The organism is Rhizobium pantanalense, assembly GCF_030182525.1.
Classification (GTDB): domain Bacteria; phylum Pseudomonadota; class Alphaproteobacteria; order Rhizobiales; family Rhizobiaceae; genus Rhizobium.
On the sequence record NZ_JAQJCH010000001.1, the window covers coordinates 242694 to 256143 of the forward strand.

Here is a 13450-nt window from a genome sequence, read left to right on the forward strand (position 1 = left end):
TCTTCGCCTCAGGTTTCGCATGAAGTGAGGCACCAATGACCGTTTACAATAGCGCCAAGGGGGGCGCGCAGATTCTCGTTGTTGAGGATGATCCGATTCAACGCCGTCTGCTGAAGAATGCCATCGAGCGGCACGGACACGTTGCTCATTTGGCAGAAAATGGCCGTCTCGGCCTTGAGTTCCTGAAGCGCGGCAACGATCAGATCAACGTGATCGTGCTCGATCTCATGATGCCGGAAATGAACGGCATCGAGTTCCTGGGCGCCCTGAACGATATGGGCATCGATCTGCCCGTGATCGTGCAGACGGGGCAGGGCGGTATCGATACCGTGGTGCAGGCGATGCGCGCCGGCGCCTTCGATTTCGTCGTCAAGCCGGTATCGCCGGAGCGTATCGCGGCATCGATCGCCAACGCGTTGAAGCTCGACCAGCGCGAGGCTAAGGCCCGTGCCGGGCGCAAGTCGCGCTCGAGCAGCATCACCTTCGACGACATCGTCTCGGCAAGCCCGGCGATGATGCGGGTGATCGATCTGGCCCATCGCGCGGCGCAATCGAATATTCCAGTCGTGCTGGAAGGCGAATCGGGTGTCGGCAAGGAACTGGTGGCCCGTGCCATCCAGGCCGCCAGCGACCGCGCCGGCAAGCCGTTCGTGACCGTCAACTGTGGTGCGATCCCGCACAATCTCGTCGAAAGCATCCTGTTCGGACATGAGAAGGGTGCGTTCACGGGTGCAACCGAGCGCCATGTCGGCAAATTCATGGAGGCGGACGGCGGCACGCTGTTCCTCGATGAGATCGGCGACCTGCCGCTTGAAGTCCAGGTCAAGCTTTTGCGCGCCGTGCAGCAGGGCGAAATCGAGACCGTCGGCGCGCGCGTCGCGCAAAAGGTCAACGTCCGGCTAATTTCGGCGACCAACAAGGATCTGATCGAAGAGGTCAAGGCCGGGCGCTTCCGTGAGGATCTCTATTATCGCTTGAACGTCTTTCCGATCACCATGCCGGCGCTGCGTCGCCGCAAGGAAGACATCCCGCATCTGGCACGCGCTTTTGCCGACCGGTTTGCGCTGGAGCAGAAGCTCGATCATCCGCTCGGCATCAGCAACGACGCACTTGCGTTGCTAACCGCCTATGACTGGCCGGGCAATATCCGCCAGCTCGAAAACGCTGTTTTCCGCGCGGTCGTTCTCTCCGAAGGCCCCGAACTGCTCGATACGGATTTCCCGCAGATCGCCGCGCAGTTGCCCGGCTATTTCGCCGCCGAGCATCCGACCTTGGTTGTGGATAATTCGCATGCCTCTTCGGCTGAACTTCTGGCGGCTGAAAGAAGCGAACGAGTCCCATACGGGGTTTCGCACGGATCGGCTGCAACCACTCCGCTTGCTTCAGCCGATGCTTCCGACAATGTCATCGTCAGCACGAATACATCAGGCGATGTCAGAAAACTGGCGGATGTCGAGGAAGAATTGATCCGATTTGCCCTCAAATTCTATCGTGGGCAGATGAGTCAAGTCGCGAGAAAGCTGGGTATCGGCCGCTCAACTCTCTACCGTAAGTTGAAAGATTACGGCATAGACCCGGATGACCCGCAAAAAAACGCGGCGTGAAGAAAGCTTAACGTTTAGGCAAGCATATTTTGTTACCCGTCGTAAAGCACTTGTTAGTGCATCGTTCACCATGTATGAAGGGGTCGACCATGTGTGGCATTTTTGCCATCGTGTCACCGCAATTGACAGCCATTTGGAACACGATGCGACATTGTCTGTCGGACGGGGATCGAATTGCCGAATTTGAGTGCAAATACCAAGCCTAATAGCTTGAGCTGGCATTCTGCGTGCTCTAACCTATTTAGCAAGGTGGCCAAGGTCGTAGCCGTTGGCCTCCTTGCTTTGGCCGTTTCTACCCCTGTTTTCGTTGGCACTCCCTCTCAGGCAGGCGGTGAAACCCGCAGCCTGAAGATCTATTACGTCCATACCGGCGAGAAGGCCGTCATCACCTACAAGCGCAACGGCAAGTTCGATCCGGACGGCCTGGAGAAGCTCAATCGCATCCTGCGCGACTGGCGCAAGAATCAGCCGACCAAGATGAACCCGCGCCTGTTCGACCTGATCTGGGAAGTTTACCGCGAAAGCGGTTCGCACGAATTCATCTACGTGATCTGCGGTTTCCGTTCGCCGGGCACCAACGAGATGCTGCGCACGCGCTCCGCCCATACCGGCGTTGCCAAGAAGAGCCAGCACATGCTCGGCAACGCGATGGACTTCTATATTCCGGACGTCAAGCTCACCAAGCTGCGCGAAATCGGCATGAAGCTGCAGGTGGGCGGCGTCGGCTATTATCCGACCTCCGGTTCGCCCTTCGTGCATATGGACGTCGGCGGCGTGCGCGCATGGCCGCGCATGGATCGCCAGGATCTCGTCCGCCTCTTCCCTGATGGCAAGACGATGCATATTCCGGCCGACGGCCGGCCGCTGCCGGGCTATCAGCAGGCAGTCGCCGATTACAAGCGCCGCATGTCGTCCGACGATATCCAGATTGCCAGCTCCTCTTCGCCGCGCCGCGGCTTCTTTGCCCGCCTGTTCGGTGGTGGCGGTGCGGATGAGGAAGAGGATAATGCAGATAGTGGAACGACGGCGGCACCGGTGGCTGTCGCCTCGGCTGCCCGGAAGGGCCAGCCGGCTTCGGCTGCCAGTGATGATGGTGACGATGGCGCCGCTCCGGCTCCGGCCCAGGTCCAAGTTGCCAGCGTAAACGCGCCCGTTCCGCAGGTTCGCCCGGCATTCGGCAATCAGCCTGCCGGCAGCGATGTGGCTTCGGCCCTCGTCTCGCCGTCGCGTAACGCGGCGCAGGATGCGCTTGCCGCCGCCATGCCGGATACGGGCGACCAGCCGCAATATGCCGATCTTCGCTCCTATCACGTGCCCGTGCCGTCCCTGCTTGACCGCCGTTCACCCGGCGATGCCGAAGTGGCATCGGCCGAGGCTGACATGAAAGGCCAGCTGGCTGCCGTTCCGGTGCCGGCGCAGCGTCCGGAATTGGCCGAAAGCCTGCTGGCATCAGCCGATGCCGATCAGGAGGCCGCCGACGACCAGGCTGACGCAGGTGCACTTTCGCCTTCGGTCATTGCGGCTCTCGAGCAAAGCCGTCCTGATCGATCGGATGCCAATAATGCGATTCCGGTGATGCAGCCGTCGAACAACGTCGCGTCCAAGGATCAACTGGCGCCCGCCGGTAACGGCACGGCTGCCGGTAACGATGCGGCGCAGGCAATTGCCGCCGTCCTGCCACAGCAGAGACCGGCACAGCAAATGCCGATGCAGATGGCCGCGCTTGCACCAGTCCGCAATGAGGTAAAGGCCAGCAGCCGTCGCTTCAACGACGGGTTCGAGCCGACGACGCCGCAGGAACGTCCGATTGCCGCCGGTATCGCGACTAAGGGCGGCCGGCCGAACAAGCAGGACGCCGTCGTGGCCGATTCGGGCCGCGCAACGGTGACGACCGCGCCGACGCTGACGGAGAAGATGATCTCGCAATGGGCGATCGCAAAGGCCCGGGTCGAGATCGTGAACCGCCCGGTCAAGGCGCCGCGCTTCGTGAGCCCGACGCTCCGTGCCCAGCCGACTGCCGTTTACACGGATGGTTTCAAGGTGCAGACGGCGTCGATCGATCCTGAACGCTTCAGCGGAAGTGCAGTGAATTTCCTTCAGGTGAAGAAGTTCAATTCGGTCGAATAGGACAGGCATCCACTTCAGCGTGATTTTCGGGAGCCCGTTTGGGCTCCTTTTTGATTCGGCAGCATGCTGTCCATTTGCGATTTCACTCGGGTTTGCGCGGCCCACGGACTGCATGCAGATCTGAGCTGAAGCGCGGTTTTCAGGCACTGCTGTTGCTTGTAGGTGACATTGCGACGGCTTTCAGGTTCGCGTCAGGATTTATGCATCCTTCCCTGATCCGGCATTCAGTTTGGCTTCATTTGGCTCCGTTAGGTCGGCGATTTCAGACCTGATGGATATTCATATTTGACCCGCAAGACGGCAATCATCATTGGCAATGGCAAGCTGCAGCGTGACCTTTCGGAGGTCGTGGACAATGCAGAATTTGCAATGCGTTTCAACGAGCCGAAGGCCTCGATCGGCCTGAGCGGGTCACGCACCGATATTCTCATGCTTGCAGCTTCCAGCAAGCCCATGCAGCGCCGATTGACGGATCCGGCCTTTCTGACCAGTCCGACTTTCACGGCTGCAAAGGAAGTCGTGCTGGCCTATCATCCCGATATCATCCGCAAATATCACCCCAAGCCCAATCTGCTCTCACGCCTGAAAGGCCGAAGAAGCGATTGGACAATGCGGACGATCGAGTTGGTCGGCGCGGCCGGCAAGGAAATCCGCATCATGCCGCCACAGTTCTACATCGAGGGCTGCGAGGAACTCGGTGTGAGCCAATGCCGCATGCACCAGCTCTTTCCGAGCACCGGCTTCTTCGGCATCCGATATGTGCTCTCACGATTGCCTGCCGACGAATGGGACGTGAAGCTGTGCGGTTTCAGCTGGGAAGGGTGGAAACGCCATGCCTGGCTGGATGAACGCCGCTGGGTCGAAGACAAGGTCGCGAGCGGCCGCATCAGCATGCTCGTCTAGCTTCCTTCAGTTGTTCAGACCCGTTGAAAACAACCGTTTTCAGTTTCGCCTCAGGTTTGCCTAAGCTCGCTTTCATTCAGGATTGCTAGAGCCTCGCGAAATATGACCTCGAGGTATCCATTCATGCAAGCCCACGAATTCAACCCGTCTTCGGCGATGCCGCTCGAAAGATCTCATACGGGATTCGAGTTCGCTCCTGCGTCCAATCCGATCGGTGCTGTTCTGGACGCGCCCGGCCAACCCGTCATTCGTGGCTTCATCATCCATCTGGATCGCGCCCGTGACCGCATGCCGCAGGTCGAAAGGCTCGCTGCAAAGCTTCCGGTGCAAAGCGAGATCATCGAGGCAGTCGATGGCCGCACTCTGAGTGCCGTCGAGATCGACAGTGTCTATCGTCCTCGGCTGCAGAAGCCATATTATCCGTTTGCCATGAGCACGGGCGAAATCGCCTGCTTTCTGTCGCATCGCAAGGCTTGGGCTGCCATTGTCGAGCAGAATATCGACGCAGGTCTCATCTTCGAGGACGATGTCGAGATCGACGACGCGTTCCATGCGGCCTTTGCTGCCGCCAAGGCCTGCCTGAAGCCAGGTTCTTTCATTCGCTTCCCATTTCGCATGGGCAAGGAGCACGGCAGATGTGTTCTTTCCCAGGGGGAGACCGATGTCATTCAACCGACGAGGATCGGTCTCGGCATGGTAGCCCAGCTCGTCAGCCGAGATGCCGCCATCCGCCTGCTGGAGGCGACCTCCGTCTTCGACCGGCCCGTCGATACCACCGTGCAGATGAGCTGGTTTACGCGCGTATCGCCGCTCTCGGTCCTGCCTGGCGGCGTGCGTGAAATTTCCCCTCAGCTCGGCGGCAGTACGATCAAGGGTCGCAAGACACTGGCAGAGCGGCTCTCCAGAGAGGTGTTGCGGCCGCTCTATCGCGCCAAGATCGCGCTTCGCTCGCGCCGCATCATCTGAGACGATCCATCGTGGCTGTTCCAATCCTCGCATATCATCAGATTGCGGTGCCGCCGTCGCGCAAGGCGCCGTTCAGAAGCATGGTCGTCCATCCCGAAGCCTTCCGCCGTCAGATGGAATGGCTGAAAAAGCTTGGAATTCAGGGTGTGTCGCTGCGTGAGGCAATGCCTTACATCCGTGGCGAGAAGGCCGGCAAAGTCGCTGCCATCACCTTCGATGACAGTTACGCAAATGTCTATGAGAATGCCTTGCCCGTGTTGCAGGAGTTTGGTTTCACCGCCACGAATTTCGTTGTGGCGAACCAGATCGGCGGCAGCAATGTCTGGGATGTCCCTCTTGGCGTGGCTCAGGCGCCCTGCATGTCGGTCGAACAGCTGAGGCATTGGCACAGCCTCGGACATGAGGTGGGATCGCATACGCTCGATCACGTTCGCCTGCCGCAATTGCCGATGGAAGAGGCGCGCCGTCAGATCACGCATTCGCGCGAGCTGCTTGAGGATTTGCTCGATGAAGGCGTTTCGTCCTTCTGTTTTCCCTATGGCGACGAAACGCCGCTTGATCGCGTGCTTGCCTATGAAGCCGGTTACAGCGCCGCGACGACGACGCGCCGCGGTCGGGCGCGGCCGGGCGACGATCCGTTCGGCCTGCCGCGCGCGACCATCCGGCGCAACGACAGCTGGCTGCATTTCGTCAAGAAGTGCGTCGTCGGATAGTCAGCTCTATAACCAGGGTGCTGCCGTAAAGCCGTAGCTGCCGTTGGTCTTGTGGCCGCCGGTGGAAGGGCCTGCCATTTGATGGCGTATTTGCCGGGTGCGAGCTTATCGCTCACGGGCATGGCCAGCGTTTTCCGCTATCGGTCGGTGTAGCTGCGGCTACAGCTATGGCTGCTTTTTCGGCGCGGGATCGGCAATCGCATGACCATTGCCGTCGTTGACTGTGACAGCTCCGCCGACATGATTCTGTGCTGTCGCCGCCGGCGGCATGAGGGTCCAGGTGAAATAGGCGATCAGTCCGCAGACGCCGAGCAGGAGGACGCCGAGGATTACGGGTATGGACCACTCCTTCGTGAACATCGGTGTTTCCGAATGCGATTTGAAAGAGGCGCGACGTGTGGCTGCCGTCTTATTGAGCTGTGTTGGCACAAGCGCCTCCAATACTACGCGTCGCGGTCGAGAGTGTTGTTCCGAAGGTCCGTTTCCGCACGATCTTCCTCACTATCTGTCTGGATGAAGCACGTACGACATTCGCGGTTTCAGCTCAATGCGGCAATTTGGTATCCCGCCGTTGCGCCCGTTTACAGGCCGCGCTGAGGTCGGCTACACATGAGCGACATGGTTCGCGCCGGCGGATTGGCGAGCCTCATAGCACCAAGTCGCGCGGCTGGATTATTCTCCAGCGCTTGCGCGAAGAGGAATTGGAATGCCCATCGAATCCTGGAGAGGCGGCGAGATTGACGTTGCCGTGATTGGTGCCGGAGCGGCAGGAGTGAGTGCTGCCCGGCAGCTGCAATTGCTTCGGCCGGATCTCTCGGTCCTCCTGCTCGAAGCCTCCGATCGCGTCGGTGGCCGCGCCCGCTCGATCCATCCGTTCGGAGCCGATGCCGCCGCGCTCGACTTGGGCTGCGGGTGGCTGCATGGCGCGCGAACCAACGCCTGGACTGATATTGCCGAAGAGGTAGGTCTGACCGTCGATCGCACGCCCGCGCCCTGGAGCGACGGCGGCCACCGGTTGGAACAGAACGATCCCGATGCGAAGGCTGCAGCCGCCGCCGTCAATGCCTTCTTCGAGCGGGTTTATGAGTATGGGGGCGATGCAGACGCCGATCTCTCGGCCATGTTGTCTCCTGATGATCCGTGGAATGAGAGGATTTACGCCGTCGGCGCCTTCATGACCGGGGGAGAGCTCGACAAGTCCTCGGTGATCGATCTTGGCCGCTACGATCCCGGCCCTGGTCCTGACTGGCGCGTGCGGCAGGGCTACGGCACGGTGGTCGCCACTTACGGCCTGCGGGTACCGACCGTTGTCGGCGCCGAGGTCAGCCGCATCGATCACAGCGGCGCTGAGCATATCGTGCTTTCAACCGCCAAGGGTGAGCTGCGGGCAAAGGCCGTCATCGTCACCGTTTCCACCAATGTGCTTGCGGCCGAACGCATCGCCTTCTGGCCACCTCTTCCGGAGAAGATCGAAGCGGCATCCCGCCTGCCGCTCGGCTTGGCAAACAAGCTCTTTCTTCGCACAGCCGAACCTTGGATGTTTCCGGACGATACGCATGTGATGGGATCGCAGCACAGCCGCCGGACGGGAGCCTATCAACTGAAGCCATTCGGTGCGCCGGTCATCGAAGCCTATTTCGCCGCCGATCTTGCGCTCGATCTGGAGCGGCAGGGCATCGATGCCATGTTTGATTTTTCGGTGGAGCAGTTGAAGCGCACCTTCGGCGCCGATATCGGCAGGAAATTGTCGCCGTTGGCGGCGTCAGCCTGGGCGGGGGAGCCGTTCTTCGGGGGCTCCTATTCCTATGCGATGCCCGGCGCGTCCGATCTCCGCGGCGTCCTCGCCGCTCCCCGCGACGGGCGCTTGTTCTTCGCCGGAGAAGCCTGTTCGAAGGCGCGCTATTCTACCGCGCATGGCGCCTATGAAACGGGCGCTGCCGCCGCCGCAACCATTGCGAAAACGCTCTGATGGAAGCCCCATGAGACCGATAGCCAGCGTCCAAGCGAGAAATAGCGATTCGCCTCATAATTTTATGCAAATCGCTCTTAAACTTGCGTGAGAACAGGCGTAAACGCAATCAAATACCACCCGATTTGATTTACACCATCCTTCGGGAGATGGGCGGGGAAAGCCGCGACACAAGAAGCATTGGAGGAGCCATGAGCAACGGCGAAACATTAACCTTCGACATCCAGAAAAACCCCAATCCCGCGACGGCCAGCGAGCGGGAAGCGCTGCTGCAGAACCCGGGCTTCGGCCGCATCTTCACCGATCACATGGTAACGATCCGTTACTCGCAGGATCGCGGCTGGCACAGCGCCAAGATCGAGCCGCGCAAGGCGCTTGCTCTCGATCCGGCAACCGTGGTGCTTCATTATGCCCAGGAAATCTTCGAGGGAATGAAGGCCTATCATCTGCCGGACGGCGGGGCAGCTCTCTTCCGCCCGGACGCCAATGCACGCCGTTTCCACAATTCGGCCGAGCGGCTGGCGATGCCGACCCTGCCCGAGGATCTTTTCGTCGAATCCGTTCGCGAGCTCGTCAAGATCGATCGCGCGTGGATTCCGACGGCCGAGGGGTCATCGCTCTATCTGCGGCCGTTCATGATCGGCACGGAAGTCGCGCTCGGCACAAAGCCATCGGCGGAATACATCTATTGTGTCATTGCATCCCCTGTAGCCTCCTTTTTCAAGGGCGGTGGATCGGCCGTTACGCTTTGGCTTTCCGAGAATTACACGCGTGCCGCTCCAGGCGGCACCGGTGCAGCCAAGTGCGGCGGCAATTATGCCGCAAGCCTTTCCGCGCTTGCCGAAGGTCAGCGTGAAGGATGCGATCAGGTTGTCTTCCTCGATGCGGTTGAAAAGCGCTGGATCGAGGAGCTTGGCGGCATGAACATCTTCTTCGTGTTCAAGGATGGTTCGCTGCAGACGCCGCCGCTGACCGGTACGATCCTGCCGGGCATCACCCGCGACTCCCTCATCAAGCTGGCACGCGACATGGGCCTGACCGTGCGCGAGGAGCCCTATTCGATCGAGCAGTGGCAAGCCGATGCCGAGAGCGGTCGCCTGAGCGAAGCGTTTGCTTGCGGCACGGCAGCCGTCGTGACGCCGATCGGCAAGCTGAAGGGCCGTAAGCATACGTTCACCATCGGTGACGGCAATGCCGGCGCTACGACGCAGCGCCTGAAGGCCGCGCTGACCGACATCCAGTTCGGCCGCGCGACGGACAAGAATGAGTGGCTGGACCGCCTGTTCTAAGCGGACCATGAACCGATACCCGGCGGGAAAGGCATCTGAGCGCCCCCGCCGGCTTCTGACACAAGAGCGGTTCAGCTTTTCGCGAAATATCTGAGCCGCTCTATCTCTTTGTTTCACGCAATTCCGGACGGAAAACCGCTACGCACTTTTCCTGGAGTTGCTCTAGAGATCGCATAGTCACCCGAACCATCGGAGTTGTTATGATGACCAGCGTCAGCGAACGTCCCGGCGCCGCGCCGGGCGAGGAGATCGGCTTTGTCGGTCTCGGCGTCATGGGCCAGCCGATGGCCCTCAATCTTGCAAGGGCCGGCACGAAGCTCGTGGTCTGGAATCGTTCGCTCGCCGCCGTAGAACCGTTGCGCGAGGCTGGCGCAACTGTTGCTGCAAGTGTCGAGGACGTATTCGAGCGCGCCCGCATCGTCATCCTGATGCTGGTCAATGAAACGGTGCTGGACGAGGTGCTGCGGCGCGGGACAACGGATTTCGCCAAGCTGGTATCCGGACACATCGTGGTTTCGATGGGCTCCAATCCGCCTGACTATTCGCGTGGGCTAGCCGCCGATATTCTCGCAGCCGGCGGGCGCTATGTCGAAGCCCCGGTTTCGGGCTCGCGGAAGCCTGCCGAGACAGCGCAGCTGGTCGCGCTGCTCGGCGGCGATGCGGAGACGGTAGCCGAGGTGCGGCCGCTGCTTGCGCCCATGTGCCGCGAAACGATCCTGTGCGGTCCGGTCGGCAATGCACTGCTGATGAAGCTGACCGTCAATCTCTATCTCTGCACGATGCTGGCGGGGCTCGCCGAGGCCGCGCATTTTGCCGAGAGCAACGGGCTCGATCTCAAGACCTTCCAGGCTGCTATCGATTCCGGCCCGATGGCCAGCGATCTGACACGGGTGAAAATTCCGAAGCTTATCGCACAGGATTTTTCAGTGCAGGCGGCGACGGCCGATGCGTTCAACAGCACGAAACTGATTGCGGAGGCGGCCCGCGCCGCCAATATGGCATCGCCTGTCCTTGATCTCTGCCGTACTCTTTATGGCGAGAGCGTCGAGCTCGGCAATGGCCGGCTCGACATGGTGTCGGTGATCAAGGCGATCGAGGCCCGCACCGCGGCGCTTGGTCGCTCCTAGCGACTCATCGCGCAACACCTATGTTGGGTTGAGATTCGGGCAGGCATTTCCGGAAGGACGGTCCTATGGACAGCAATCTTTTTCAACAGCTTGGCTTGAAGCATCCATTGATCGTCGCCCCGATGGCCGGCGGTCCTTCGTCGGTAGAACTCGTGGCTGCGGCTTCCGCCGCCGGTGCCCTCGGCGCCATGGGCGGCGCCTATTTAAATGCCGCGGCCATCGAAGTCTTTGCAGCTGAGGTGCGCCAGCGAACAGACAAGCCTTTTTCGATCAATCTCTTCATCCCGCATTCTATTCCGGAGGTAGGCATCGATTGGGTTGAGCGCGCCTTGGCTGCGACCGCAGGATATCGCCAGGAGTTGGAACTGCCGTCGCCGCAGCTTTCTCCTCCCTATGAAGAGGATTTCGATGCGCAGTTCGAAGCTGTCTTGCGCATCAAGCCGGCCTGCTTCAGCTTCGTCTTCGGCCTGTTGCCGGCCGACCATGTACGAGAGGCGAAAAAGGCGGGCATCCCACTGATCGGCACGGCAACGACACTCGACGAGGCGAAGGCGCTGGAAGAGAGCAGCGTGGATGCGATCGTGCTGCAAGGCTTCGAAGCGGGCGGTCATCGCGGCATTTTCGATACGCGGGCAGCGGATCCGGAAATTGGCATGCGCGATCTCCTGGCGCAATGCGTGGGCACCATTCGTTTGCCGCTGATCGCAGCTGGCGGCATCATGACCCCAAGCGATATCCGGGCGGCGCTGCAGGCGGGAGCGCAAGCCGTGCAGATGGGCACGGCCTTCCTTGCCTGTACGGAAGCCGGAACATCGGCACCCTATCGCAGGAAGCTTCTGGAAACGCCGGAGCGCAGGACGCGGACGACGCGCGCCTTTTCGGGCCGCTTTGCGCGCGGGATCGAGAACCGCTTCATGAACGAGATAGATGGGAAGCCTGATGCCATTCTTCCCTTTCCGGCGCAGAACAAATTCACGCGGGACATGCGTAGTGCATCGACGGCGAAGGGATTGCCGGATTTCCTGTCTCTCTGGTCAGGAACCGGCAGGGGCGAGCTGTGGCAGGGGAGTGCCGCCGAATTGATCGGTCGTCTTTTCACAGAGTGATGCGCTCAAAAAGAAAGGAGCCGGCAAACCGGCTCCCGATCGTCTCGCAAGGCTTGTGAAGCCTCGATTATTCCATGCCGAGCGCGGCCATGTAGGTCTGCAGGATGGATTCTTCTTCCAGGCGTTCGTTTGCGTCCTTCTTGCGAAGGCGGATGATGGTGCGGATCGCCTTGGTGTCGTAGCCGCGGCCCTTGGCTTCGCCCATGACATCCTTGATGTCGGACTGGATGGCGGCCTTTTCTTCCTCGAGGCGCTCGATGCGCTCGATGAATTGACGCAGTTCCGCCGCGGCCACGTTCTCGACGCTGTTCTCTTCCATGCAATTCTCCTAAAGGGTCTTAAAGGGGTCGCTTGCAGCCCGTCGCAGATGAGATCGGTCGGTCACCGATACGACACATCGCTTCATGGCTTGCGCGGGATTTCGAATTCGATCGGGCAGTTGACGTGCCGCGAATGGCGCGCAAGGTCAAGCCGAATTGGTGAAGGGAGCGTTAATCTTTCGGCTTGTTCTGCTCGAAAGCGGCTTTTTGCACAGGAGAGGCTTCTTTCTGGTGCAGGTTCTTCCAATCCTCGTAGGGCATGCCGTAGATCACCTCGCGCGACTCATCCTTGCTGACCGGCAGCCCGGCATCTTCAGCTGCTTCGCGATACCAGTTGGAAAGGCAGTTGCGGCAGAAACCGGCCAAGTTCATCAGGTCGATATTCTGAACGTCGCTGCGTTCGCGCAAATGCGCAACGAGACGGCGGAAGGCGGCAGCCTCGAGCTCGATCTCTTGTTTCTTGGTGAGTGTGGTCATCTCTTTCTCCTCAATTCGCGTGCCGCCTCATGCCTCATAAGAGCCAGTGCGCGAAGGATAGCGCTTATATTCATGGAGCGCCGGATCGGTATTGATCTCTGCGAAGATTGGTGCCAGGCGATCGGCCCATTCGACAATGCCGGCCTCTTCGCCGATCAGATCTTGCCGAACCTCCAGCAGCGCATGCGCAATGCCCTTCATCATGCAATGACGGAACATGGTGTCATTGCGCAAGGCACCGTCATAAGGCTCGTTGTCTCCGATAACGAGATCGGTATCAGCGCCGAGCTTTGCAAGGAGCGGCACAACGGCACGGTCGTCGCTGTCCCAGAGCACGCTTGCATGCCAGGGGCGCGGCACGCCTTTCCAAGCCGGTGTGAAGGAGTGCATCGAGAAAACCAGGGGCGCCTTGCCGGTCGCCTCGGCAACGGCGGAAACCGTCTCGTCCACCGCCTTGTGATAGGGCCGGTGGAAGGCTTCTATGCGGTAATTCCATTCCTCATCCGTAATCGGATGATTGCCCGGGATGATCGCTCCGTCCGAGATCTTCATGATGAGCGTAGGATCATCCTCGCCGCGGTTCGGATCGATCAGAAGACGGGAAAAGCCACCCAGCACGCCCGGCACATCAAGCCGCGCGCAGAGATGACGGCACAGGCCTTCGATGCCGATGTCGTAGGCGATGTGGCGGGAAAAGGCGGTCTCCGCCAGGCCCAGGCTGCCATAATGCTCAGGCAGGCGCCGCATGGCGTGATCGCCGAGAATGACCATGCCTTTGTCACGATTGCCGGGTATGAATTCAAACGGTCTGAAATCGGTCATGGGGATTGTCGATTATTGAAATTTTCA

At 60.2% G+C, this 13450-nt stretch carries 12 protein-coding genes and 2 pseudogenes; 10 read left to right on the forward strand and 4 right to left on the reverse strand.

The genetic code is table 11. The annotated features are described in order from the left end of the window. Positions 1-35: 35 nt before the first annotated feature. The 6 genes and pseudogenes from PH558_RS01135 to PH558_RS01155 form a co-directional block, all read left to right on the forward strand. A pseudogene (locus tag PH558_RS01135) lies at positions 36-1287 on the forward strand (sigma-54-dependent transcriptional regulator); the annotation flags it as partial. Between the two features lie 104 nt (positions 1288-1391). Beyond that, positions 1392-1604: pseudogene (locus tag PH558_RS34350) on the forward strand (helix-turn-helix domain-containing protein); the annotation flags it as partial. Between the two features lie 174 nt (positions 1605-1778). Then, positions 1779-3731: a peptidoglycan L,D-endopeptidase MepK gene (locus PH558_RS01140; protein ID WP_285201841.1), complete on the forward strand. Its 1953-nt coding sequence runs from the start codon at positions 1779-1781 to the stop codon at positions 3729-3731. A 285-nt stretch (positions 3732-4016) separates the two neighbouring features. Next, complete coding sequence (locus PH558_RS01145) at positions 4017-4634, forward strand: hypothetical protein (protein WP_095435776.1); 618 nt, start codon at positions 4017-4019, stop codon at positions 4632-4634. Positions 4635-4757: 123 nt separating this feature from the next. After that, the gene (locus PH558_RS01150; protein ID WP_285201842.1) at positions 4758-5600 is read left to right on the forward strand and encodes a glycosyltransferase family 25 protein; all 843 of its coding nucleotides are present in this window, start codon (positions 4758-4760) and stop codon (positions 5598-5600) included. 11 nt (positions 5601-5611) lie between these two features. Continuing rightward, positions 5612-6313: a polysaccharide deacetylase family protein gene (locus tag PH558_RS01155; RefSeq protein ID WP_285201843.1), complete on the forward strand. Its 702-nt coding sequence runs from the start codon at positions 5612-5614 to the stop codon at positions 6311-6313. A gap of 165 nt (positions 6314-6478) precedes the next feature. Here the strand turns inward: PH558_RS01155 and PH558_RS01160 are convergent, their stop codons facing one another. Next, the gene (locus PH558_RS01160) at positions 6479-6673 is read right to left on the reverse strand and encodes a hypothetical protein (protein ID WP_113408270.1); all 195 of its coding nucleotides are present in this window, start codon (positions 6671-6673) and stop codon (positions 6479-6481) included. Between the two features lie 346 nt (positions 6674-7019). Between PH558_RS01160 and PH558_RS01165 the strand changes: the two genes are divergently transcribed. The 4 genes from PH558_RS01165 to PH558_RS01180 all read left to right on the forward strand — a co-directional run bounded on the left by PH558_RS01165 (position 7020) and on the right by PH558_RS01180 (position 11804). After that, positions 7020-8282 carry a flavin monoamine oxidase family protein gene (locus PH558_RS01165; RefSeq protein ID WP_285201844.1) on the forward strand — a complete coding sequence of 421 codons (1263 nt, stop codon included), beginning with the start codon at positions 7020-7022 and terminating at the stop codon, positions 8280-8282. Between the two features lie 191 nt (positions 8283-8473). Continuing rightward, complete coding sequence (locus PH558_RS01170; RefSeq protein WP_285201845.1) at positions 8474-9571, forward strand: branched-chain amino acid aminotransferase; 1098 nt, start codon at positions 8474-8476, stop codon at positions 9569-9571. Positions 9572-9774: 203 nt separating this feature from the next. Continuing rightward, on the forward strand, positions 9775-10698 hold the full coding sequence (locus PH558_RS01175) for an NAD(P)-dependent oxidoreductase (protein ID WP_285201846.1): 924 nt from the start codon (positions 9775-9777) through the stop codon (positions 10696-10698). A gap of 65 nt (positions 10699-10763) precedes the next feature. Beyond that, complete coding sequence (locus PH558_RS01180; RefSeq protein ID WP_285201847.1) at positions 10764-11804, forward strand: NAD(P)H-dependent flavin oxidoreductase; 1041 nt, start codon at positions 10764-10766, stop codon at positions 11802-11804. Between the two features lie 67 nt (positions 11805-11871). On the opposite strand, the gene PH558_RS01185 is transcribed toward PH558_RS01180, so the two are convergent. The 3 genes from PH558_RS01185 to PH558_RS01195 form a co-directional block, all read right to left on the reverse strand. Further along, entirely contained in the window at positions 11872-12123 is a 252-nt protein-coding gene (locus PH558_RS01185) for a DUF2312 domain-containing protein (RefSeq protein ID WP_069613239.1), read from the reverse strand. A gap of 172 nt (positions 12124-12295) precedes the next feature. Continuing rightward, positions 12296-12601, reverse strand: coding sequence for a DUF1244 domain-containing protein (locus tag PH558_RS01190; protein ID WP_095435768.1), 306 nt, complete (start codon positions 12599-12601; stop codon positions 12296-12298). Positions 12602-12628: 27 nt separating this feature from the next. Further along, entirely contained in the window at positions 12629-13423 is a 795-nt protein-coding gene (locus tag PH558_RS01195) for an N-formylglutamate amidohydrolase (protein WP_095435767.1), read from the reverse strand. Positions 13424-13450 lie beyond the last annotated feature (27 nt).